General features: G+C 72.2%; 18 protein-coding genes. 3 read left to right on the forward strand and 15 right to left on the reverse strand.

All coding sequences use genetic code 11. From position 1 onward, the window contains the following. Window positions 1–104 precede the first annotated feature (104 nt). From AB0B50_RS35355 to rimP, 9 genes are all read right to left on the reverse strand, one after another. Window positions 105–1,055 carry a bifunctional riboflavin kinase/FAD synthetase gene (locus AB0B50_RS35355; protein ID WP_362339929.1) on the reverse strand — a complete coding sequence of 317 codons (951 nt, stop codon included), beginning with the start codon at window positions 1,053–1,055 and terminating at the stop codon, window positions 105–107. A 156-nt stretch (window positions 1,056–1,211) separates the two neighbouring features. Further along, window positions 1,212–5,057 (reverse strand): trypsin-like peptidase domain-containing protein, encoded by a 3,846-nt coding sequence (locus AB0B50_RS35360; RefSeq protein ID WP_362339930.1) that lies wholly within the window; start codon window positions 5,055–5,057, stop codon window positions 1,212–1,214. A gap of 230 nt (window positions 5,058–5,287) precedes the next feature. Beyond that, window positions 5,288–6,193 carry a tRNA pseudouridine(55) synthase TruB gene (truB, locus tag AB0B50_RS35365; protein ID WP_362339931.1) on the reverse strand — a complete coding sequence of 302 codons (906 nt, stop codon included), beginning with the start codon at window positions 6,191–6,193 and terminating at the stop codon, window positions 5,288–5,290. After that, window positions 6,190–6,642, reverse strand: a complete 453-nt coding sequence (gene rbfA, locus AB0B50_RS35370) for a 30S ribosome-binding factor RbfA (RefSeq protein WP_362339932.1) — start codon at window positions 6,640–6,642, stop codon at window positions 6,190–6,192. The genes truB and rbfA overlap by 4 nt, the downstream gene beginning before the upstream one ends. Window positions 6,643–6,692: 50 nt before the next feature. Further along, window positions 6,693–6,986, reverse strand: a complete 294-nt coding sequence (locus AB0B50_RS35375) for a DUF503 domain-containing protein (RefSeq protein ID WP_055701494.1) — start codon at window positions 6,984–6,986, stop codon at window positions 6,693–6,695. Between the two features lie 162 nt (window positions 6,987–7,148). Continuing rightward, complete coding sequence (infB, locus tag AB0B50_RS35380; protein ID WP_362339933.1) at window positions 7,149–10,229, reverse strand: translation initiation factor IF-2; 3,081 nt, start codon at window positions 10,227–10,229, stop codon at window positions 7,149–7,151. Between the two features lie 146 nt (window positions 10,230–10,375). Then, complete coding sequence (locus tag AB0B50_RS35385) at window positions 10,376–10,666, reverse strand: YlxR family protein (protein ID WP_362339934.1); 291 nt, start codon at window positions 10,664–10,666, stop codon at window positions 10,376–10,378. A gap of 133 nt (window positions 10,667–10,799) precedes the next feature. Then, complete coding sequence (nusA, locus tag AB0B50_RS35390) at window positions 10,800–11,789, reverse strand: transcription termination factor NusA (protein ID WP_362339935.1); 990 nt, start codon at window positions 11,787–11,789, stop codon at window positions 10,800–10,802. A 2-nt stretch (window positions 11,790–11,791) separates the two neighbouring features. Then, window positions 11,792–12,289, reverse strand: a complete 498-nt coding sequence (gene rimP / locus AB0B50_RS35395; protein WP_362339936.1) for a ribosome maturation factor RimP — start codon at window positions 12,287–12,289, stop codon at window positions 11,792–11,794. Between the two features lie 230 nt (window positions 12,290–12,519). Between rimP and AB0B50_RS35400 the strand changes: the two genes are divergently transcribed. The 3 genes from AB0B50_RS35400 to AB0B50_RS35410 are packed head-to-tail and all read left to right on the forward strand — an operon-like array spanning window position 12,520 to window position 14,492. Next, entirely contained in the window at window positions 12,520–13,062 is a 543-nt protein-coding gene (locus AB0B50_RS35400) for a hypothetical protein (protein ID WP_362339937.1), read from the forward strand. Beyond that, the gene (locus AB0B50_RS35405; RefSeq protein ID WP_362339938.1) at window positions 13,059–13,565 is read left to right on the forward strand and encodes a ferritin-like domain-containing protein; all 507 of its coding nucleotides are present in this window, start codon (window positions 13,059–13,061) and stop codon (window positions 13,563–13,565) included. The genes AB0B50_RS35400 and AB0B50_RS35405 overlap by 4 nt, the downstream gene beginning before the upstream one ends. Window positions 13,566–13,598: 33 nt before the next feature. Then, a complete protein-coding gene (locus AB0B50_RS35410) occupies window positions 13,599–14,492 on the forward strand; it encodes an aminoglycoside phosphotransferase family protein (protein WP_362339939.1) in 894 nt (297 codons plus the stop codon). Window positions 14,493–14,550: 58 nt separating this feature from the next. On the opposite strand, the gene AB0B50_RS35415 is transcribed toward AB0B50_RS35410, so the two are convergent. The 6 genes from AB0B50_RS35415 to dxr form a co-directional block, all read right to left on the reverse strand. Beyond that, window positions 14,551–16,245, reverse strand: a complete 1,695-nt coding sequence (locus AB0B50_RS35415; protein ID WP_362339940.1) for a proline--tRNA ligase — start codon at window positions 16,243–16,245, stop codon at window positions 14,551–14,553. A gap of 75 nt (window positions 16,246–16,320) precedes the next feature. Further along, complete coding sequence (locus AB0B50_RS35420) at window positions 16,321–16,863, reverse strand: GNAT family N-acetyltransferase (RefSeq protein ID WP_362339941.1); 543 nt, start codon at window positions 16,861–16,863, stop codon at window positions 16,321–16,323. 29 nt (window positions 16,864–16,892) lie between these two features. Continuing rightward, on the reverse strand, window positions 16,893–17,741 hold the full coding sequence (locus tag AB0B50_RS35425) for a GNAT family N-acetyltransferase (RefSeq protein ID WP_362339942.1): 849 nt from the start codon (window positions 17,739–17,741) through the stop codon (window positions 16,893–16,895). 297 nt (window positions 17,742–18,038) lie between these two features. Then, the gene (gene ispG, locus AB0B50_RS35430) at window positions 18,039–19,196 is read right to left on the reverse strand and encodes a flavodoxin-dependent (E)-4-hydroxy-3-methylbut-2-enyl-diphosphate synthase (protein ID WP_362339943.1); all 1,158 of its coding nucleotides are present in this window, start codon (window positions 19,194–19,196) and stop codon (window positions 18,039–18,041) included. Between the two features lie 220 nt (window positions 19,197–19,416). Further along, on the reverse strand, window positions 19,417–20,718 hold the full coding sequence (locus AB0B50_RS35435; protein ID WP_362339944.1) for a site-2 protease family protein: 1,302 nt from the start codon (window positions 20,716–20,718) through the stop codon (window positions 19,417–19,419). Continuing rightward, window positions 20,715–22,001: a 1-deoxy-D-xylulose-5-phosphate reductoisomerase gene (gene dxr / locus AB0B50_RS35440; RefSeq protein ID WP_362339945.1), complete on the reverse strand. Its 1,287-nt coding sequence runs from the start codon at window positions 21,999–22,001 to the stop codon at window positions 20,715–20,717. Before dxr ends, AB0B50_RS35435 begins: the two co-directional genes overlap by 4 nt. Between the last annotated feature and the right edge of the window lie 7 nt (window positions 22,002–22,008).

A 22,008-nucleotide genomic window follows, 5' to 3' on the forward strand; every position in this document is an offset into this window, starting at 1 on the left:
GTGGCGGCTTAGTGGTGTTGGGTGTTGGCGCGCCCTGCCCCCCGCGCCGGGGGGGGGGCGCGGGGAACTGCGCGACAAGCCCCCACCGGCCCGCGGCCGAAGAACTACGCCTCCGCCGCTTCGACAAGCTCCCGGGACTTCTTCACGTCGTCCGCCATGGCAACCAGCAGCGAATCGATCGAGTCGAACTTCGCCTGCCCCCGCACGAAGGCCAGGAAGTCCACGGCCACGTGCAACCCGTACAGGTCAAGGCCGACGCGGTCGATCGCGTACGCCTCGACGGTCCGCGCGGTCCCGTCGAACGTCGGATTCGTGCCGACGGAGATCGCCGCGGGCATGGCCTCGCCCTCGACGTGCAGCCACCCGGCGTAGACGCCGTCGGCGGGGATCGCGGTGTGCGGCAGCGTCTCCACGTTGGCGGTGGGGAAGCCCAGCTCGCGCCCGCGCTGGGCGCCGCGCACGACGACGCCCTCGACGCGGTGCGGACGGCCGAGGATCTCCGCGGCGCCCGTCACGTCGCCCTCGGCGACCAGGCGCCGGGTCAGGGTGGAGGAGAAGGGCTCGCCGCCGCCGGCCTCACCGCTGACGTACAGGTCGATGACGTCGACCTCGTAGTCGTACGTACGACCGAGCTCGGCAAGGAAGTCGACGTTACCCGCGGCCTTGTGACCGAAGCGGAAATTGGGGCCCTCCACGACCACACGCGCGTGCAGCTTGTCGACGAGGACCTTCACCACGAAATCGGCGGGCGACAGCTTCGAGAACTCGGTGGTGAAGGGGAGGATCAGGACCGCGTCGACGCCGAGCTCGGCCATCAGCTCGGCGCGGCGGTGGTGCGGGGCGAGCAGCGGCGGGTGGCTGCCGGGGCGCACGACCTCGCTGGGGTGGGGGTCGAAGGTGACGACCACGGCGGGCACGCCGAGCTCGCGTGCCCGCTCCACGGCACGCCCGATGATCAGCTGGTGACCGCGGTGCACACCGTCGTAGGAACCGATGGTGACGACGCTGCGCCCCCAGTCCTGGGGGATGTCCTCCAAGCCACGCCAGCGCTGCACTTCTTTGCTCCTCGCCGAACCCGTGTACGTCACGTACGTCTGTACGTTCCCATTGCCGATAACGCAGGACTAAGACTGCCATGCCGACGGGTCCCGGCTCGCATCGGAGGGGGTGGCGGGGGTCACTCCAGGCGTCGCTCCAGGCGTCACTCCTGGCTAGGCGGGGATCCGCACACCTCCCGCGAGGGACTCGATCGTGCGGCGGGCGCTGGGGCCGACCAGCGCGGCCCACTCCTGCGGGGCGCTCTCCAGCCAGCCGGCGACGAGCGCGGCGAAGCACGGCCTGGCGCCGGCGAGTTCGACCAGGCGGCGGTCGAAGCAGGACGCGCCCTCCGGGGTGCGCACGAGCAGCAGCCCGACGCGGTGCACGCGCTCGCGGGTACGGGCCTCGCCGCACTCCTCCGCGGCGTCTGCCACCGACCGCAGGACGCTCTCCAGGACGGCGGCGTCGCGCTCCTGGCTGAGCAGTACGTCGAGCAGCTCGCCCCGCAGGGCGCGCGAGGCGGCGGTGCCGGGGGCCGCGAGCACGGGCGCGAGGGCGGCCCGGACCCGCGCGGGACGGCTGTGCAGCAGCCCGGCCACCAGGGGGTAGAGGACGGCGCGCACTCCGGGGCCGTGTTCGAGCCGCCGGTCGATGTACGCGGCGGCGGGTTCCGCCGCTTCGGGGCGGGCCTCCAGGAGGTCGTGCACGAGGGTGGCGACGCGGCGCGCGAGGGCGGGCGTGGTCACGTCGGCGAGGCCGCACAGGACGTCGGAGGCGCCCGCACCCGGGTCGTGCAGCCGGGCCCGGAAGGCGGCGAGCACCGGCTCGGGGTGGGTGGTCAGGGCGGCGGCGAGCGCGCTCGCCGGCAGCTGCGGGTCGCCCGCGGCGAAGCGGCGCAAGGCATGGGGCAGGTGGCGGGAGCGGGTCTGCGGGTCGCGGACGAGCAGGGCGAGGGCGGCGCCGTGCAGGGTGTCGTCGGCGGGGCGGGCGAGCAGCGCGAAGGCGGCGTACCGCAGGAGCTCGCGGTCGGCCTCGGTGGTGGTGTGCGGGGCGGTGCGCAGGCCGTACGCCGCGGCGGCCACGCGCCGCCCCGGGCGCTCGTCGTGGGCCCAGCGATCGACGGCGCGGCAGATGGCGGAGGGCTCGTCCTCGCAGAGCGCGGCGAGCAGTTCGTCGGCGCGGGCGTGGGCGCAGTCGACCAGGGCCTCGGTGAGGTCGTCGATGGCGCGGTGCCGGTGGGTGTGGAGCAGCGCCTGCGCGGCGGAGGCGACGGTGGCGTCCGGGGCGGAGTCCAGCGGCCGCTCGTCGGTGAACCAGCGGGCCAGGTGCGGCTGCACGGCCGCGGGGTCGGCGGCGAGCAGCTCGGCCACGGCGTCGAGGCAGCGGTTCCCCGTCCCCGGCGGTCCGTCGTGCGCCACGAGGCGCCGCAGCAGCGGGAACCGCTCGGCCTCCCCGAGCGGCAGCCGCAGCCAGAACGCGGTCCCGAACTCCCCTCGCTCGGCGAGCGGTTCGAGCACCGCGAGGTAGGGGGTCGCGTCGGGCAGGCGCAGGAGCACTTCCCCCAGCAGGCGCGAGGCCCACCATGCGGCATCCGACACACCGGGCTCCACGCCCGGCCCTCCACCGCCCACAGCCTCCGGACACCCCACGGATACGGCCTCCGGGCACCCCTCCCCCGCCGCGGGATCCCCCCGCGAAGCCCACGCGGCATCGGACGCACCACGCCCCGGGCTCCGCCCTCCACCACCCGCAGCCTCCGCCTCCGGACACCCCTCACCCACCGCACGACCGCGGACACCGGGCCCCGCGGCACCGCCGCAGCCGTCGTCGGGCGCCCCCGGCCGACCGGTCGCCGCGAGGTCCGTCAGTGCGTCCATCAACTCCCCGAGCCGCGCAGCCAGTTCGGCCGCGCCCCGCTGGCGTCCCAGCAACAGCAGGGCCTGGACCACCGGGCCGATCCGGTGCCGGGGCACCGGCAGGGGGCGGCCTGTATCCGTGGCGGGGCGGCGTCGGCGCTGTTCGGGGACCGCCGGGACCCGGGACGCGTCGCGGTGCCGGTGGACCAGCGTGGCCAGCGCCCCGTCCACGTCCAGGTGCATTCCCTGGATCCAGTCGGCCAGTTCCTCGTGCGCGAAGCGGTAGCCCGCCCCGGCCGGCACGAGCAGCCCTTCGGTGAGCACGGCCGACGCCCATCCCGTGCAGCGGTGGAACTCCCGCCCGCCCCTCTGCACCGACAGCGCACCCCACGGGAACACCGCCTCGAAGGAAGCCCGGTCCAACTCTCCCTGTCCTGGCCCCAGACACCGCCGCGCGGCCTCGTGGACCTGCCCGGACACCTTCGCCGCCAGGCGGCGTACGGCATTCCCGCGCAGCCCGTTCGCCGCCGCGAGCCGCACCGCGACGCGCAGGCACAGCAGGTCCAGATAGGCGGCGAAGATCTCCTCCCGGCCCGGCGTGCCCGGCGGCGGCGCGTCCGGCCTGGCGGCCCGCACCTCGCAGAGCAGCCGCATCGCCAGCGGATGGCGCGCGTCGGCTCCGGTGAGCGCGGCGTCCGGAATCGCGTACCGCGCGCGGGCCCTGCGTGCCTGCGGCTCCGGCAGATCACCGAGGCGTACGCAGCCGGGGAGACCGGCGGCTGCGTCCGTGCCGTGCAGCGAGGCCGCGTCGAAGTACGCCCCCGCCTGCTCCCAGTACTCCGAGCGGCAGGCCACGACGAGCCGCGTCCCCGTGTCCCGCAGCCACTGATCGGTGCCGCCGCTCCACTCCGCGAGACGGTGCGCGAGCACGGGCGGCATCTCCTCGGGCCCGTCCAGCAGCAACAGCAGCGGCCGCCCCGCCCTCCGCACGACCCGCGCCACCCGGCCCGCCGAGATGTCCCCGAGGTCACGCCCCTCCAGCGCCGCTTCGGAAGGCGAGGAACCCGACTCCGCTTCCCCTGAAGCCGACGCCGACGCCGACGCCGCAAGAATCCGCCCCGCCCGGTCCAACGCCCGCTCCACCGCGTCGGCCACCGAGGCGTCCGTGGCCCACAGGTCGGCGCCGCGCAGCCACAGCGTGGGGACGGGTGCGGCCCCCCTGGCCCGCCGCGCGGCGAGCGCCGCCAGTTCCGTCGTCCGTCCGGTGCCGGGGTCTCCGACCAGCGCGAGCACCCGGGCGGGCCCCGCGGTGAAGGCGTCGAACTCCCTTGCCGCATCGGGCCGTTCGACCGGCTCGACCGGCTCGCGCGGCTCGGCGCACGGCCCGTCGGAGCCGGTCGACGTGGCCGTGAGGTGCAGGGCGCCCGCGAGGTTGAGGTCCGTGCCGTACGCGGGCACGGTCGCCCCATTGCGCGCGAGGAGCTCCGCGAGCGGCCCGTCCGGATCGGCGGCCGCCGCATCCCGCAGCGGCACCGCATAGCCGGCGGGGCGGTGTGCGAAGGGGGCCTGCCCCGCGGGGGCGGGGCCGAGGCTCTGGGGCAGCAGCGCGGTGCCGAGGACGGCGATGACGGCGCCGGACGAGGCGTCCACGACGGGACCGCCCGCGGCCCCGCCGCCGAGCCGCAGCGCGTCGGCGCCGTCCGTGCCGATCGCCAACTCCAGGGCGGCGCCCACCAGATGGAAGCGGTCCGTGGCCGTGTACGTCACCGGGGACGAGCCGAGGACGCGGGCCTCGCGCCAGCCGCGCGCGGCGATGCGCACATAGGCGCCGGTCGCCACCGAGTCCCGCTCCGCGATGGGCAGGGGGCGCAGGCCGAGCCCTTCGGTGCGGACGAGGGCGAGATCGGTGCCGGGCAGGGGCACCACGGCGTCGGCGGGCACCACGCAGGTGCGCTCGCCCGGTGCGTGCAGGACGATGCGGGCCAGGCCGTCGACCGCTTCATGGCTGGTGACGACCGTGCCGAGCTCGTCGGCGGCGAACCCCGTGCCCCTCGGGCGCCCCGCGAGGTCGCATATCCGCACCAGGGCCCGGTCGAGCACCGTGGGCCCGCTCCGCTCCCCCGTGTCCCCGGTGCCCCTGGCCCGCGGACCCCGTCCCGCCATGCTCGAACCTCCCCGGCGTGCCCCGTCCCTCCGACCGTAGGTCGGCGGTGATCAGCGGGACAGAACGCGGAGCGAACGCGCCCCCTTCCGCTCCCTCGGTTCACTCCGAGCGCCTGCTCGAAGGGGTGAATCGACGGGAGCCGATGGATACACCTTTGAGTGGGGGGATCGTGGAGCGGCGGACCTGGGTCCGCCGCTCCACGACGGGCGTCACGCGAACACGACGGGCGTCACGCGAAGACGGCCAGGCTCTTGGCCTTGCCCCTCGACTCCTCCGCCAGGACCAGGAAGCGGCCCTCCGGATCGAAGACGGCGACGGCGCCCTTGCCCGCGTACTCCTCGGGCATGTCGATCCGTACGCCGTTGAGGAGCAGCTTGCCGCGCTTCTCGTCCACGTCCCAGCGCGGGAAGGCCCGGCCCGCCGCCTCGGCCACGGGCATCACGGTCAGCTCCTCCTGGAGCTGGTCGAGGGTCTTGGCCGAGTCCAGCTTGTAGGGGCCGACGCGGGTGCGGCGCAGCGCGGTCAGATGACCGCCGACGCCCAGGTCAGCGCCGAGATCGCGGGCGAGCGCCCTGATGTACGTCCCCGAGGAGCAGACGACCGAGACGACCAGGTCCAGGACGGGCGTGCCGTCCTCGGCCACGGCGTCGCGGACGTCGTACACGGTGAAGGCGGAGATCGTCACGGGCCGGGCCGGAATCTCGAAGTCCTCGCCCTTGCGGGCGCGCGCGTACGAACGCTTGCCGTCGATCTTGATCGCGCTGACCTTCGACGGCACCTGCATGATGTCGCCGGAGAGCTTGGCGATGCCCGCGTCGATCGCCGTACGGGTGACCCGCGAGGCGTCCGCGGACGAGGTGATCTCGCCCTCGGCGTCGTCGGTGAGCGTGTTCTGCCCGAGGCGGATGGTCCCCAGATACTCCTTCTCGGTCAGCGCCAGATGGCCGAGAAGCTTGGTGGCGCGCTCCACGCCGAGCACGAGGACGCCCGTCGCCATGGGGTCGAGGGTGCCCGCGTGACCGACGCGGCGGGTCTTGGCGATCCCGCGCATCTTGGCCACCACGTCGTGCGAAGTGAAGCCGGACGGCTTGTCGACGATGACAAGTCCGTCCGGCGTGGTGCTGCTCTTGCTCATGCGGGGGCGTCGCCGTCCGTCTCATCGTCCTCGGGCTTCTTGTACGGGTCCGCGTCGCCCGCGAACTCGGCGCCCGCGGAGACCTCCCGCACCTTGGCGTCGTTGAGACGCGCCTTGTCGAGGAGGTCCTCGATGGCCCTGGCGTTGTCCGGCAGGGCGTCCGCGACGAAGGCCAGCGTCGGGGTGAACTTCACGCCCGCGGCCTGGCCGACCGCCGAACGGAGGACGCCCTTGGCGCTCTCCAGGCCCGCGGCGGCGGCCGCGCGGTCCTCGTCGTCGCCGTAGACCGTGTAGAAGACCGTGGCCTCCCGCAGGTCACCGGTCACCCGGGTGTCCGTGATCGTCACGTGCGTCCCGAGCCGCGGGTCCTTGATCCCGCGCTGCAGCTTCTGAGCAACCACCTCTCGGATGAGGTCCGCCAGCCTTTTCGCCCGCGCGTTGTCGGCCACTGCTCCGTCTCCCTTATCCCCGGGCATTCCCTGGGCTTGTCTTGCCTTGTTCAATCGTCGTCGCCGTGCAGCCGCCGCCGGACCGACAGCAGCTCCACTTCGGGCCGGGCGGCGACGAGACGCTCGCACCGGTCCAGTACGTCCGTGAGATGGCCCGCGTCACCGGACACCGCCGCGAGGCCGATCTCGGCCCTCCGGTGCAGGTTCTGACCGCCCACTTCCGCCGCGCTCACCGCGTATTTGCGCTGGAGTTCGGCGACGATCGGACGGACGACGGAGCGTTTCTCCTTCAGCGAATGTACGTCGCCGAGGAGCAGATCGAAGGACAGAGTCCCCACATACATGTGTGTCCGGATGTCCCGCCGGTACGGGGTCGAGGCCCCGCCAACCGCTTGGCAGGGACACAAGAACCGTACACGGAACGGCCGGGGCCGATCGACGGGATTTTCCCCGCCGACCGGCCCCGACACTCAACCGCGCAGATCGGACTGCTGTGGTGCAGCCGATCAGCCGCGCGGCTTCTCGCGCATCTCGTACGTCGCGATGACGTCGTCGACCTTGATGTCGTTGAAGTTGCCGAGGTTGATACCGCCCTCGAAGCCTTCGCGGATCTCGGTGACGTCGTCCTTGAAGCGGCGCAGGCCCTCGATGTTGAGGTTCTCCGCGATGACCTTGCCATCGCGAAGCAGACGGGCCTTGGTATTGCGCTTGACCTCGCCGGAGCGGATGAGCACACCCGCGATGTTGCCGAGCTTGGACGAGCGGAAGACCTCGCGGATCTCCGCGGTGCCGAGCTCGACCTCCTCGTACTCCGGCTTGAGCATGCCCTTGAGGGCCGCCTCGATCTCCTCGATGGCCTGGTAGATCACCGAGTAGTAGCGGACGTCGACGCCCTCGCGCTCCGCCATCTGCGCGGCACGACCGGCCGCACGGACGTTGAAGCCGATGACGATGGCGTCGGAGCCCATCGCCAGGTCGATGTCCGACTCGGTGACCGCACCCACACCGCGGTGCAGGACGCGGATGTCGACCTCTTCGCCGACGTCCAGCTGGAGCAGGGAGGACTCGAGGGCCTCGACGGAACCAGAAGCGTCACCCTTGATGATGAGGTTGAGCTGCTGGATCTCGCCGGCCTTGAGCACCTTGTCCAGGTCCTCGAGCGAGACACGGCGCACGCGCTTGGCGAACGCGGCGTTGCGCTCACGGGCGGCACGCTTCTCGGCGATCTGACGGGCCGTACGGTCCTCGTCGACGACCAGGAAGTTGTCGCCGGCGCCCGGGACGTTGGTGAGACCGAGCACGAGGACGGGGGTCGAGGGACCCGCTTCCTCGACGTTCTCGCCCTTGTCGTCGAGCATCGCGCGGACGCGGCCGTAGGCGTCACCGGCGACCATCGTGTCGCCGACGCGGAGGGTACCGCGCTGGACGAGGACGGTCGCGACGGCGCCGCGGCCCTTGTCGAGGTGGGCCTCGATGGCAATACCCTGCGCGTCCTGCTCCGGGTTGGCCCGCAGGTCGAGCGAGGCGTCCGCGGTCAGGACCACGGCCTCGAGCAGCTGCTCGATGTTCTGGCCCTGGCGCGCGGAGATGTCGACGAACATCGTGTCGCCGCCGTACTCCTCGGCCACCAGACCGAACTCGGTGAGCTGACCGCGCACCTTGGTCGGGTCGGCACCCTCGACGTCGATCTTGTTGACCGCGACCACGATCGGCACGTCGGCCGCCTTGGCGTGGTTCAGCGCCTCGATCGTCTGCGGCATCACACCGTCGTTGGCCGCGACCACGAGGATCGCGATGTCGGTGGACTTCGCACCACGGGCACGCATGGCGGTGAACGCCTCGTGACCGGGGGTGTCGATGAAGGTGATGGCGCGCTCTTCGCCGTTCACCTCGGTCGCGACCTGGTAGGCACCGATGTGCTGGGTGATGCCACCGGCCTCGCCCGCGACGACGTTCGTCTTGCGGATCGCGTCGAGGAGTCGGGTCTTACCGTGGTCGACGTGACCCATGACGGTCACTACCGGCGGACGGGCGATGAGGGCCTCTTCGCCGCCCTCGTCCTCGCCGAACTCGATGTCGAAGGACTCGAGCAGCTCGCGGTCCTCCTCCTCGGGGCTGACGATCTGAACCTGGTAGTTCATCTCGTCGCCGAGGAGCTGCAGCGTCTCGTCGGAGACGGACTGCGTGGCCGTGACCATCTCGCCGAGGTTCATCATGACCGCGACGAGCGACGCCGGGTTGGCGTTGATCTTCTCCGCGAAGTCGGTGAGGGAAGCACCGCGCGACAGGCGAACGGTCTCGCCGTTGCCGCGAGGCAGCATCACGCCGCCGACCGACGGGGCCTGCATGGCCTCGTACTCCTGGCGCCTCTGCCGCTTCGACTTGCGACCGCGACGCGCGGGACCGCCCGGACGACCGAAGGCGCCCTGCGTGCCACCGCGGCCACCCGGACCACCGGGACGGCCACCGAAGCCGGGACGACCGCCGAAGCCGCCGCCACCACCGGGACGACCGGCACCGCCGCCGCCACCGGGACCGCCGGGACGGCCGGCGAAGCCGCCGCCACCGCCACCGGGACGACCCGCGAAGCCGCCGCCACCGGGACGACCGCCGCCGCCCGGACGACCGCCGCCGCCGGGACCGCGGCCACCGCCGGGGCCACCACCGGGACGCGGGCCCGCAGCGGGACGCTGCGGCATCATGCCCGGGTTCGGACGGTTGCCGCCGGGGCCGCCGCCGGGACGCGGGGCCTGCGGACGAGGCATGCCGCCCGGGGTCGGACGGGCGCCGCCCTGGCCCTGCGGACGGGGAGCGCCACCGGGGCCGCCCTGGCCCTGCGGACGCGGGGCGCCACCGGGGCCACCCTGGCCGCCGGGACGCGGGGCACCGCCCGGACGGGGCGCCTGCGGGCGCGCCATGCCGGTGGAGCCACCAGAGGTGAAGGGGTTGTTGCCCGGACGCGGACCCGCGGGACGGGCACCGCCGGGACGGGGAGCACCCTGGCCACCGGGGCGCGGGGCACCACCCTGACGGTCACCACGACCGCCCTGGCCCTGGCCACCCTGACCCTGACCGGGGGCCGGACGGCCACCGGGCTTCGGGGCACCCGGGCGAGCGCCCGGACGGGGGGCCTGCGGCGCCGCGGGAGCGGCGGGCGCGGCCGGCGGAGCGGTGAACTCCGGGGCGGACGGCGCCGGGGATGCCGGGGCCGGCTTGGGCGCGGGCGGCTTCGGTCCCGGCGTCGGGCGCGGGCCGGGGGTCGCCGGGGCCGCGGGCTTCTCGGCCGCGGCGGGCTTGGGCGCCGGCGGCTTCGGGGCAGCCGGGCCCGGACGCGCGGCCTGCGCGGGAGAGGGTGCCGACGGGGTCGGCGGCTTGGGGGCGGCCTTGCGCGGCGCCCCGGGCTTGGCGGCGGACTTGCCGTTGCCGTTGCCCTGCTGGAATGCGTCAGTCAGTTTGCGTACCACGGGCGCCTCGATCGTCGAGGACGCCGAACGTACGAATTCACCGAGTTCTTGGAGCTTGGCCATGACGACCTTGCTCTCTACGCCGAACTCCTTGGCGAGTTCGTATACCCGGACCTTAGCCACTTCGCTCCTTTTAGGTCCGGGTTACGCCGGACCGTCGCTACTTCATGGGCGTACTCATCGCGTACTCATCGAGTGCTCATCGCAATCTCGACCTACTTCCAACTCGCGAGGTACCAGGGACGCACGGGGTTCCGTGCGACCACGTCTTACGGTGTTGCCTGCTGGGCAACTGTCTCGACAGACCGGCGCAACGCCTCCGTGTCGAGCGCACCCTGGGCGCGAAAGGCCCGCGGGAACGCCCGGCGGCGGACCGCCAGGTCTAGACAGACCAGGGCGGGGTGTACATAGGCACCCCGGCCAGGCAGCGTACCGCTTGGATCGGGGACGCAGGCGCCCTCTTTCGCCACGATGCGCAGCAGATCGCTCTTGGCCGCTCGCTCCCGGCACCCCACACAGGTGCGCTCAGGGCATGCGCGGGCATGCGTCCGGCCAGACACGCTTAAGTCTACCTCCCCGCACCGACCTCACCCCTTTGGGGCAAGAATCGAACGGCTACTCGCCACATACTGTCGTGATCCAAGCCATGGCCGCCCGGAATTTATTCCCGGCGGCCATGCCGCGGCCGCCGCGCTACTGGTCGGCGGGCTGCTCGGTGTCGGGCCTGATGTCGATGCGCCAGCCCGTGAGCCGCGCGGCCAGGCGGGCGTTCTGCCCCTCCTTGCCGATCGCGAGCGAGAGCTGGTAGTCCGGGACGGTCACCCGGGCCGAGCGGGCGGCGAGGTCGACGATCTCGACCTTGCTGACGCGGGCCGGGGAGAGCGCGTGGGCGACCATGTCCGCCGGGTCTTCCGACCAGTCGACGATGTCGATCTTCTCGCCGTTGAGCTCGGCCATGACATTGCGCACGCGGCTGCCCATCGGGCCGATGCAGGCGCCCTTGGCGTTCAGGCCCGAGCGGGTCGAGCGGACCGCGATCTTGGTGCGGTGGCCGGCCTCGCGGGCGATGGCCGAGATCTCGACGGAACCGTCGGCGATCTCCGGGACCTCCAGCGCGAAGAGCTTCTTCACCAGGTTCGGGTGCGTGCGCGACAGCGTCACGGACGGGCCGCGGACGCCCTTGGCCACCCGGACGACGTAGCTGCGAAGGCGCATCCCGTGGGGGTACTCCTCGCCCGGCACCTGCTCCTGCACGGGCAGGATCGCTTCCAGCTTGCCGATGTCGACCAGCACGTTCTTCGGGTCGCGGCCCTGCTGGACCACGCCGGTGACGATGTCGCCCTCGCGCCCGGCGTACTCGCCGAGGGTCGCGTCGTCCTCGGCGTCGCGCAGGCGCTGCAGGATGACCTGCTTCGCCGTCGTCGCGGCGATGCGACCGAAGTCGGACGGTGTGTCGTCGAACTCCTTGGGCTCCTGGCCCTCTTCGAGGTCGGCCGGGTCCTCCGTCGCCCACACCGTCACATGGCCGCTCTCGCGGTCCAGCTTCACGCGTGCGCGGCGGAAGCTGCCGTCGGTGCGGTGGTAGGCGATGAGGAGGGCCGACTCGATCGCCTCGATGAGGAGGTCGAGGGAGATCTCCTTCTCCCGGACCAGACCCCGCAGGGCACTCATGTCGATGTCCACGGCTACGCCTCCTCTTCCTTCTTGTCCTTGCGGTTGAACTCGACCTGGACGCGCGCCTTGGCGATCTCGTCGAAGGCGATGCGGCGCGAGGTGGGCTTGCGGCCCTTCACGCCGGGCACCTCGAGGTCGAGCCCTTCGTCGTCCACGGTGAGGATGCGGGCGGTCAGTTCGCCGCCCTCGGTCAGCTGGAACTTGACGAGACGGTCGACGGCGCGCACGTAGTGGCGGTGCTCGCTCAGGGCGCGCTCGGCGCCGGGCGAGCCGACCTCCAGGTCGTACTCCCCCTCGCCCATGGCGTCGGTCTCGTCGAGCTTCGCGGAGAGCACACGGCTCACGTCCGCGATCTGGTCCAGGTCCACGCCGTTCTCGGAGTCGACGACGACTCGCAGCACTCGCTTGCGCCCGACCGAGGCCACTTCGATCTCTTCGAGATCCAGCTCCTGGGAGGTGACGAGCGGTTCCAGTAGTTGCCGCAGCCTCTCGCTCTGGGTGGTGCTCATCCGGGTGACTCCTCGGCCGCGTGTGCTGTTGTGGGATCGTCGCGTGTCAGGTCAAAGGGTATCCGGTCCGGAGGGGTGTTGCCGCCCACAGGCGGGGCGATACAGGGCTCCGGTCCGAGCCGCTCGCGAGGAGCGGGACGGTCCGAAGGTACGGTGATCACCGGGCCCGCGCCCACCGATCTTCCTTCCTGTTCCTTTCTCGTTCACGCCTTTTGGCCTTCCTTACGAGGATGTCTGCCGTGCCGTCGTATCCCACCGCCCCGCGGTCCCGCCCGGGACCGCGTCGAAGGAGTCTGCTCGCCGGGGCCGCCGGCGTCGCGTCGGCCGCGCTGCTCGCGGGCTGTACGGACTCCGCCGACTCCGACGAACGCCCGTCCGCCGCCCGGCGCCTGCGGGCGAAGGCCGCCAAGGACAGCAGGGAGCTCCTCGGGCGCTACGACGCCGTGCTCGCGGCGCACCCCTCCCTCGCCGACCGGCTCCGGCCGCTGCGGCAGGAGGTGGCGCGGCACGCGGAGGCGTTCAGGGACGGCAGTCCCTCGCCGTCCCCCAGCGCGTCGTCCTCGTCGTCGGAGGGGCCAACGCCCGCGCCGTCCCCGTCGGTGCCCGCGGACGAGAAGGACGCCCTGCACGAGCTCGCCGAGGCCGAGCGCGCGCTGTCCGACCGCAGGGGCGAGGCCCTGCTCGACGCCCCGGCCGAACAGGCCAGGCTGCTCGCCTCGGTGGCCGCCGCGGGGGCGGCCCACGCGTATCTGCTGACGGAGGGGGACAAGTGAGCGGCTCGACGGACGATTCCGGGAACGGCTCCAAGAGCGGCTCCAAGGACGAGGAGCTGAAGGCCGTGCAGGCCGCCCTGGGCGCCGAGCACGCCGCCGTGTACGGCTACGGGGTCGTCGGCGGCCGGATCGGCGACAAGCGCAGGGCCGAGGCCCGTACGGCGTACGACGCACACCGCGCCCGGCGCGACGAACTGCAGCGCGCGGTCCGCGACCTGGGCGGCGAACCACAGCCCGCCGACGCGGCCTACGCCCTGCCCTTCCCCGTGCCGGACTCCGCCGCGGCCGAGCGCCTCGCCACGGAGCTGGAGGACCGGGTCGCGGGCGTCTACTCCGACCTCGTACGCGCCTCTTCGGGCACCCGGCGCCGCAGCGCGGCCGCCGCCCTGCGCGAGGCGGCGGTCCGGGCGGCGCGGTGGCGGGGCGGGAGCGTAGCCTTCCCTGGGCTCGCCGAGCGGTCCACCGCGTCCGGCACGTCGGCGCCGGCGACCCCCAAGGCGTAACCGTAGGGAAGTTCAGGAAGGAACGACTCGCGCATGGCTTTCGAACCGCCCCAGCGCCTCGTCACAGCACTCGGCGAGACGGCGCAGGACGGCGACGACTGGCTGGAGAAGCTGCCCGAGGCAGCCGAACAGGCCGTCGCTCTACGCGGGTTGACCGTCGAGCGGATGCATGTCCCCGGCGGGCGCAGCGGCCTCGTCCTGATGGTGCGGCAGTCCGACGGGACGCCCGCCGTGCTCAAGCTCGTGCCGCCCAGGTCCCGGCCGCGGAGCGAGCGTGCCGCCCTCGCCCACTGGGGCGGGCTCGGCGCCGCGCGGCTGCTCGACCCCGAGGCGTCGGACGGGGCGCTGCTCCTCGAACGGCTCCACCGCGACGTGTCCGTGCGCTCGCTGCCGGAGGCCAAGGCGCTGCTCGAAGCCGCGGGGACGCTGCGGCGGCTGTGGGTGGAGCCGCCCGCCGGGCACCGCTTCGAGACGGTCGCCGAGCGGACGGGGCGGCAGGCGGAGGCCATGCGGGCCTCCTCGGACGCGGAGGTCGCACCGCTGGTGGACGCGGCGCTGGCGGCCCGCGACGAGCTGCTCGCCGCCGAGGTGGAGCCCCGGCTCCTGCACGGCACCTTCCGGCAGAGCAAGGTCCTCGCCGGGGACCGGCTGCCGTGGCTGGCCGTGGGGCCCGACCCGGTGGTCGGCGAGCCCGCCTTCGACCTCGCGCGCCTGGTCCGTGACCGGGTGGAGGACCTGATCGCCTCGCCGTCCGGCGCCTCGATCACGCGGCGGCGCGTGAAGAAGCTTGCCGAGTCCCTGGAGGTCGAGCAGGAGCGGCTGCGGGGCTGGACGCTGTTCCGTGCGGTGGAGTCGGGCGTCAGGGCGCGTCGGGTGGGCCGCGTGCAGGACGCGGAGCTGTTGTTGGAGTTCGCGGGCTGGCTGTAGCGGTACGCGAGGAGGGCGCACCCCGTACGACGGGGTGCGCCCTCCTCGCGTAATGCCGTCAGGCGGTGAGGCGGGCGATCGCCTCGTCGACCGGGAGCTCCTCGCGCTCGCCGGTGCGGCGGTCCTTCAGCTCGACGACACCGTCGGCCGAGCGGCGGCCCGCGACCAGGATCTTCGGCACACCGATCAGCTCGGAGTCGGTGAACTTCACGCCCGGGGAGACGCCGGGACGGTCGTCGACCAGGACGCGGACACCGGCCGCGGCCAGCTTGTCCGAGACCTCCAGGGCCAGCTCGGTCTGCAGGGCCTTGCCCGCCGCGACGACGTGGACGTCGGCCGGTGCGATCTCCTCGGGCCAGACCAGGCCCTTGTCGTCGGCGTGCTGCTCGGCGAGGGCGGCCACCGCGCGGGAGACGCCGATGCCGTACGAGCCCATGGTCACGCGGACCGGCTTGCCGTTCTGGCCGAGGACGTCGAGCTGGAAGGCGTCGGCGTACTTGCGGCCCAGCTGGAAGATGTGGCCGATCTCGATGGCGCGGTCCAGCTTGAGGCCGGTGCCGCAGTTCGGGCAGGGGTCGCCCTCCTGGACGACCACGACGTCGACGTACGCGTCGACCTCGAAGTCGCGGCCCGCGACGACGTTCTTGGCGTGGACGCCGTCCTTGTTGGCGCCGGTGATCCAGGCGGTGCCGGGGGCGACGCGCGGGTCGGCGACGTACTGGACCTTCTCCAGGCCCTGCGGGCCGACGTAGCCGCGTACGAGGTCGTCGCGGCCCTCGAAGTCCTCGGCCGTGACCAGCTCGACGGCGGCCGGGGCGAAGTGGGCCTCGACCTTGTCCATGTCGACCTCGCGGTCGCCGGGGACGCCGACGGCGACGATCTCACCGTCGACCTTCACGAGGAGGTTCTTGAGGGTGGCCGACGCCGGGACGTCGAGGTGCGCGGCGAGCGTCTCGATGGTCGGGGTGTCGGGGGTCGGGATCTCCTCGGCGGCGGGCGCGTCGGCCGCGTCGACCGGCTTCAGGGCGAAGGAGACCGCCTCGGTGTTCGCCGCGTAGTCGCAGTTCGGGCAGTCGGCGAAGGTGTCCTCGCCGGCCGCGGCCGGGGCGAGGAACTCCTCCGACTTCGAGCCGCCCATGGCGCCCGCGGTGGCGGCGCAGATGCGGTAGTCGAGGCCGAGGCGCTGGAAGATCTTCTGGTACGCGGCGCGGTGCAGGGCGTACGACTGGGCGAGGCCCTCGTCCTCCAGGTCGAAGGAGTACGAGTCCTTCATCAGGAACTCGCGGCCGCGCAGGATGCCGGCGCGGGGGCGGGCCTCGTCGCGGTACTTGGTCTGGATCTGGTAGAGGGTCACCGGCAGGTCCTTGTAGGACGTGCACTGGTCCTTGACCAGGAGGGTGAAGATCTCCTCGTGGGTGGGGCCGAGGAGGTAGTCGCCGCCCTTGCGGTCGTTGAGGCGGAACAGCTCGGCGCCGTACTCGGTCCAGCGGCCCGTCGCCTCGTAGGGCTCCTTGGGCAGCAGGGCCGGCAGGGAGACCTCCTGGGCACCCATGGCGTCCATCTCCTCGCGCACCACGCGCTCCACGTTGGCGAGGACCTTCTTGCCCAGCGGCAGCCAGGACCAGACACCGGCGGCGGTGCGGCGCACGTAACCGGCGCGGACGAGGAGTTTGTGGCTCAGCACCTCGGCGTCCGCCGGGTCGTCGCGCAGGGTCTTCGCCATCAATCGGGACATGCGCTGGACCTGGGCCATGGTGAACTCCTGCTGCTTAAGGGTGGTGTCAGGAGGTTAGCCGGGGCCCCGGGGCGGGCGGAAATCGGTTACGGCTCAGACCCGTTTCGGCAGGGGCAGCGGGGCGCCCATCACGGCGTACGGCTTGGGGGCGCTGGGGAACAGGACGCGGCGGGCCAGGTCGGCGTATCCCAGGGAGCGGTACAGGCCGCGCGCCGGGCTCTCGACGTCGATGGCGGAGAGGATCGAGCGGGGCTCGGGGACGCCGTCCGTGATGGTGGTGATGAGGGTGCGGCCGATGCCGCGGTTCTGGTGACCGGGGTGCACGTGCAGTTCGGTGATGACGAAGGAGTCGTCCAGCCAGCCGTCCAGGTCCCGGCTGCGCAGATACGGCTCGACGACGGTCGACCACCAGTGGGCGCGGTCGTTGGGCATGCCGTAGACGAAACCGACGAGACGGTCGTCCGGGGTGGTCGCACCGAAGGCGCGGGCACCGGGGTAGGTCAGGTGCCGCAGGACGATCTGCCGCCGCACGGCCACCTCGTCGTCGCTGAGCCCGAAGGCGTGGGCCTGGACGCGCAGCGCCTCGTCCACCCGCGCGCCGAGGTCGAGCGGGCCGATCACGACGTGGTCAGTCATGGGGCGACCCTACTTCGCGGGGGTCGCGTTCAGAACAGCACGCTCATGAACGCGCCGACCTCCTGGAAGCCGACCCTTCGGTACGCCGCTCTGGCCGCGGTGTTGAAGTCGTTGACGTACAGGCTGACGACGGGGGCGACGTCCGCGAGGGCGTAGCGCAGGACGGCGGCCATGCCGGGGGCCGCGAGGCCGCGGCCGCGGTACTCGGGGGCGACCCAGACGCCCTGGATCTGGCAGGCCTGGGCGGTGGCGGCGCCGATCTCGGCCTTGAAGACGACCTTGCCGTCCTGGTCGAGGCGGGCGAACGAGCGGCCGGAGCCGACGAGTTCGGCGACGCGGGCCTGGTAGAGCAGTCCGCCGTCGCCGGCCAGCGGGGATACGCCGACCTCCTCGGTGAACATCGCCACGCACGCGGGCATGATCGTCTCCATCTCGTCCTTGCGGACGCGACGGACGTACGGATCGGGGACGACGTCGTCCGGGAGGCGGTCGGTGACCATCAGGGGCTGCTGGGCGCGGACCTCGCGGGCGGGGCCCCAGGAGGGTTCGAGGAGGCGCCACAGCTGGGCGGTGGACGTCGCGGGGCCGACGATGGAGGAGCAGCGGCGGCCTGCCCTGCGGGCGCGGTCGGCGAAGCCGCGGACCGCCCGGGGGGTGGCGCAGATGGGGACGAGGTTGGCGCCCGCGTAGCAGAGGGACTCCAGCATGCCGTCCTCGTACCAGCCCCACATCTCGCCGCCGAGGCGCCAGGGGTCGAGGCCTGCGACCTGGACGCGGGCGGTCACGAAGGCGTTCGCGACCGGCTCGCGGTCGAGCACGGCGAGCGCGGCGTCGAGGTCACTCGGTTCGAGGACCCGGGTAGTGGTCTGAGTCAACACGTGCGGGGGCCTCACCATACGGTCTGCTGATCTCCGCACTGTACCTGGCGGGGGCGGGTTGTGCGGGGGGTGCCTTTTGTCCGTGCGGGGCCGGGCGGTTCTTGGGGTGCGGGTTGGTGGGGGCGCTGGTCTTTTCGCCGCTTCGCGGCGGGGTCACCACCCACCCGTCCGTTGACCCGGCAGTGCTTCGGCAGGGCGGGGCGGGCGGGTGGGAGTTCCCGGCCCTGGATGCACGTGTGCCCCGGCGCTCTTCGAGCGGCGGGGCACCTGCGGTGTGTGGGCGTCAGCCCCGGTGGGTCAGCCCGCTACCGAGACCGTCGGCTCGCCCGACATCACGCCGTTCTTCTCCATCTCCTCGGCGATCTTCATCGCCTCGTCGATCAGCGTCTCGACGATCTTGGACTCGGGGACGGTCTTGATGACCTCGCCCTTCACGAAAATCTGGCCCTTGCCGTTGCCGGAGGCGACGCCGAGGTCGGCCTCGCGGGCCTCGCCCGGTCCGTTCACGACGCAGCCCATGACGGCGACGCGGAGCGGGACCTCCATGCCGTCCAGGCCCGCGGTGACCTCTTCGGCCAGCTTGTAGACGTCGACCTGGGCGCGGCCGCAGGACGGGCAGGAGACGATCTCCAGGCGGCGCTGGCGGAGGTTGAGGGACTCCAGGATCTGGATGCCGACCTTGATCTCCTCCGCGGGGGGCGCGGAGAGGGAGACGCGGATGGTGTCGCCGATGCCCTCGGAGAGCAGCGCGCCGAAGGCCACCGCCGACTTGATCGTGCCCTGGAAGGCCGGACCCGCCTCCGTGACGCCCAGGTGCAGCGGGTAGTCGCACTGGGCGGCCAGCTGGCGGTAGGCATTGACCATGACGACCGGGTCGTTGTGCTTGACCGAGATCTTGATGTCCCGGAAGCCGTGCTCCTCGAAGAGCGAGGCCTCCCAGAGGGCCGACTCGACCAGGGCCTCGGGCGTCGCCTTGCCGTACTTCTTCAGGAGGCGGGCGTCCAGGGAGCCGGCGTTGACGCCGATGCGGATCGGCGTGCCCGCGTCCTTGGCGGCCTTGGCGATCTCCTTGACCTTGTCGTCGAACTGCTTGATGTTGCCCGGGTTCACGCGGACCGCCGCGCACCCGGCGTCGATCGCCGCGAAGACGTACTTCGGCTGGAAGTGGATGTCCGCGATCACCGGGATCTGGGACTTCCGCGCGATCGTGGCGAGCGCGTCCGCGTCGTCCTGCGTCGGACACGCCACCCGCACGATCTGGCAGCCGGACGCGGTCAGCTCGGCGATCTGCTGCAGCGTGGCGCCGATGTCGGACGTACGCGTCGTGGTCATCGACTGCACCGAGACCGGTGCGTCCCCACCTACGGCGACCGAACCGACCTGGATCTTGCGGCTGACCCTGCGGTCGGCGAGCTTGGTCGGTACGGACGGGATTCCGAGCGATACGGCAGTCATCTGGCGAGCATCCCCAAGAGTGTGGATCACAAGGTGTGGAGCGAGTCCCGAGATCGGCGGGCTCCGGGCTTCGAGATTACGGCACCCCAAGGGGCCCGGGCACATCACGTCCTGAAGTCCACCCAATGGTGGGCGGCCCGCCACATAGAGTGCCGGGCCGCCGCAAACTTCTCGTAACCGGGACGTTCTTCGGGGAACGTCCCCTTCCGCCAGCGGGTTCTCAGGAGATTCTCACCGGGTTCACGACGTCCGCGATCAGCACCAGAATCGTGAAGCAGATGAAGATCCCCGCCACCACATAGGCGACCGGCATCAGCTTCGCGACGTCGAACGGGCCCGGGTCCGGGCGCCGCAGGACCTTCGCCGTGTTCCTGCGCACGGACTCCCACAGGGCGCCCGCGATGTGGCCGCCGTCGAGCGGGAGCAGCGGCAGCATGTTGAACAGGAACAGCGAGAGGTTGAAGCCCGCGATGAGGAACAGCATCATCGCGATCTGGTTCTCCGGCGGGATGTCCAGGGTGAACACGTCGCCGCCGACGCGTGCCGCGCCGACCACGCCCATCGGGGAGTCCTGCTTGCGCTCGCCGTCGCCGAACGCCGCGTCCCACAGGTCGGGGATCTTGGAGGGCAAGGCGATGATCGACTCGACGCCGTTCTCCATCATGTCGCCCATGCGCTCGACGGAGTCGCCGAAGGACTGCTGGACGATGCCGGTGGCGGGGGTGAAGCCGAGGAAGCCCGCGTACACGTACTTGCCCTCGACGTAGGCGCCGTCGCCGTCGGTCTTGGTGACCTGGTTCTTGATCAGGTTCGCGTGCAGGTCGAGCCGCTTGCCGTCGCGCTCGACCGTGATCGTGGCCGGGCCGATGGTGTCGCGGATCTTCGCCTGGAGCGTGGACCAGTCGTCGACGGAGTCGCCCTGGAAGGCGACGATCTTGTCGCCCGGCTTCAGGCCCGCCGCCTTGGCGGGCGCGGCCTGGTCGCCCTTCTCGCACTTGGAGCGGTTCTCGCTCTGCTGGATGACGCAGTCCGAGACCTTGCTGACCTGGGTCGTCTGGCTGCTGATGCCGAACGTCATCATCACGCCAAGGAAGATCGCCACGGCGAGGACCAGGTTCATGAAGGGGCCCGCGAACATGACGATCACGCGCTTCCACGGCTTGCGCGTGTAGAAGAGGCGGGTCTCGTCGCCCGGCTCGAGTTCCTCGAAGGCCGCCGAGCGGGCGTCCTCGATCATGCCGCGCCAGGGTGACGTCGAGCGTGCCTCTATGCGGCCGTCCGCGCCCGGCGGGAACATGCCGATCATGCGGATGTAGCCGCCGAGGGGGATCGCCTTGATGCCGTACTCGGTGTCGCCCTTCTTGCGCGAGAAGAGGGTCGGGCCGAAGCCGACCATGTACTGCGGCACGCGGATGCCGAACATCTTGGCGGTCGACAGGTGCCCCAGCTCGTGCCAGGCGATCGAGAAGAGCAGCCCGATCACGAAGACGACTATCCCGAGGATCATCATCAAGGTCGTCATGCACGAGCCTCCGCGGTCGTCTTGGCTGCCAGTTCACGCGCCCGAGCGCGCGCCCAGGTCTCCGCTTCGAGGACGTCCGCGACGGTCAGGGAAGTTCCCGCGGACGGTGTGCCGTGTTCCACGTGTTCCACGTGTTCCACGTGTTCCTCGACGGTCCTGGTCACCGTCTCCATGATGCCGTTGAAGGGCAGCGCGCCCTTCAGGAAGGCGTCCACGCACTCCTCGTTGGCGGCATTGAACACCGCCGGCGCCGTGCCCGCGAGCTCCCCGACGCGCCGGGCGAGCCCGACCGACGGGAACGCGTCGTTGTCGAGGGGGAAGAACTCCCAGCTCGACGCCTTCGTCCAGTCGAAGGCCGGGGCGGCGTCGGGGATGCGCTCGGGCCAGCCGATGCCGATGGCGATCGGACCGCGCATGTCGGGCGGGGTGGCCTGGGCCAGCGTCGAGCCGTCGGTGAACTCGACCATGGAGTGCACGTAGGACTGCGGGTGGACGACGACCTCGATGCGGTCGAAGGGGATGTCGTAGAGGAGGTGGGCCTCGATGACCTCCAGGCCCTTGTTGACCAGGGTCGCGGAGTTGACCGTGATCACCGGGCCCATGGCCCAGGTGGGGTGCGCGAGCGCGTCCTCGGGGGTGACGTTCGCCAGATCGGCCTTCGTACGTCCCCTGAAGGGGCCGCCGGAAGCGGTGACGACCAGCTTGCGCACGTCCGCGCGGGTGCCCGCGGCAAGGGCCTGGAAGAGCGCCGCGTGCTCGGAGTCGACCGGGATGATCTGTCCGGGCTTGGCGAGCGCCTTGACCAGGGAGCCGCCGACGATCAGGGATTCCTTGTTGGCGAGCGCCAGGGTGCGGCCGGCCTCCAGGGCGGCGAGCGTCGGAGCGAGGCCGATGGAGCCGGTGATGCCGTTGAGGACCGTGTGGCATTCGGAGGCGGCGACCTCGGTGGCGGCGTCGGGCCCCGCGAGGATCTCGGGGAGCTGCTCCCCCGCGGCGTACTGCCCCCGGAGGGCTTCGCGCAGCGCCGGCACGGCGTCCTCGCGGGCCACCGCGACGGCCTTCACCCGCAGCTGACGTGCCTGCTCGGCGAGGAGGCCGACGCGGCCGCCCGCGGCGGAGAGCGCCGTGACGCGGAAGCGGTCGGGGTTGCGCTGGACGAGGTCGATGGCCTGGGTGCCGACCGAACCCGTGGAGCCGAGGATCACGATGTCCCGCGGGCCGTCCCCGGCGTCGGCGTCGAAGACGAGGTGCGGGTCGGCGAGGGGTGATGGGCTGTCGCTCATCCCTCCA

It is taken from the genome of Streptomyces sp. NPDC041068, from assembly GCF_040647455.1.
Lineage (GTDB): Bacteria > Actinomycetota > Actinomycetes > Streptomycetales > Streptomycetaceae > Streptomyces.

Coding starts and splice junctions, on each gene's coding strand:
- AB0B50_RS35360 (WP_362339930.1), bottom strand. CDS start 5,057: ATGGCGGGACGGGGTCCGCGGGCCAGGGGCACCGGGGACACGGGGGAG.
- truB (WP_362339931.1), bottom strand. CDS start 6,193: ATGAGCAAGAGCAGCACCACGCCGGACGGACTTGTCATCGTCGACAAG.
- AB0B50_RS35375 (WP_055701494.1), bottom strand. CDS start 6,986: ATGTATGTGGGGACTCTGTCCTTCGATCTGCTCCTCGGCGACGTACAT.
- rimP (WP_362339936.1), bottom strand. CDS start 12,289: ATGAGCACCACCCAGAGCGAGAGGCTGCGGCAACTACTGGAACCGCTC.
- AB0B50_RS35400 (WP_362339937.1), top strand. CDS start 12,520: ATGTCTGCCGTGCCGTCGTATCCCACCGCCCCGCGGTCCCGCCCGGGA.
- AB0B50_RS35410 (WP_362339939.1), top strand. CDS start 13,599: ATGGCTTTCGAACCGCCCCAGCGCCTCGTCACAGCACTCGGCGAGACG.
- AB0B50_RS35415 (WP_362339940.1), bottom strand. CDS start 16,245: ATGGCCCAGGTCCAGCGCATGTCCCGATTGATGGCGAAGACCCTGCGC.
- AB0B50_RS35420 (WP_362339941.1), bottom strand. CDS start 16,863: ATGACTGACCACGTCGTGATCGGCCCGCTCGACCTCGGCGCGCGGGTG.
- ispG (WP_362339943.1), bottom strand. CDS start 19,196: ATGACTGCCGTATCGCTCGGAATCCCGTCCGTACCGACCAAGCTCGCC.
- AB0B50_RS35435 (WP_362339944.1), bottom strand. CDS start 20,718: ATGACGACCTTGATGATGATCCTCGGGATAGTCGTCTTCGTGATCGGG.
- dxr (WP_362339945.1), bottom strand. CDS start 22,001: ATGAGCGACAGCCCATCACCCCTCGCCGACCCGCACCTCGTCTTCGAC.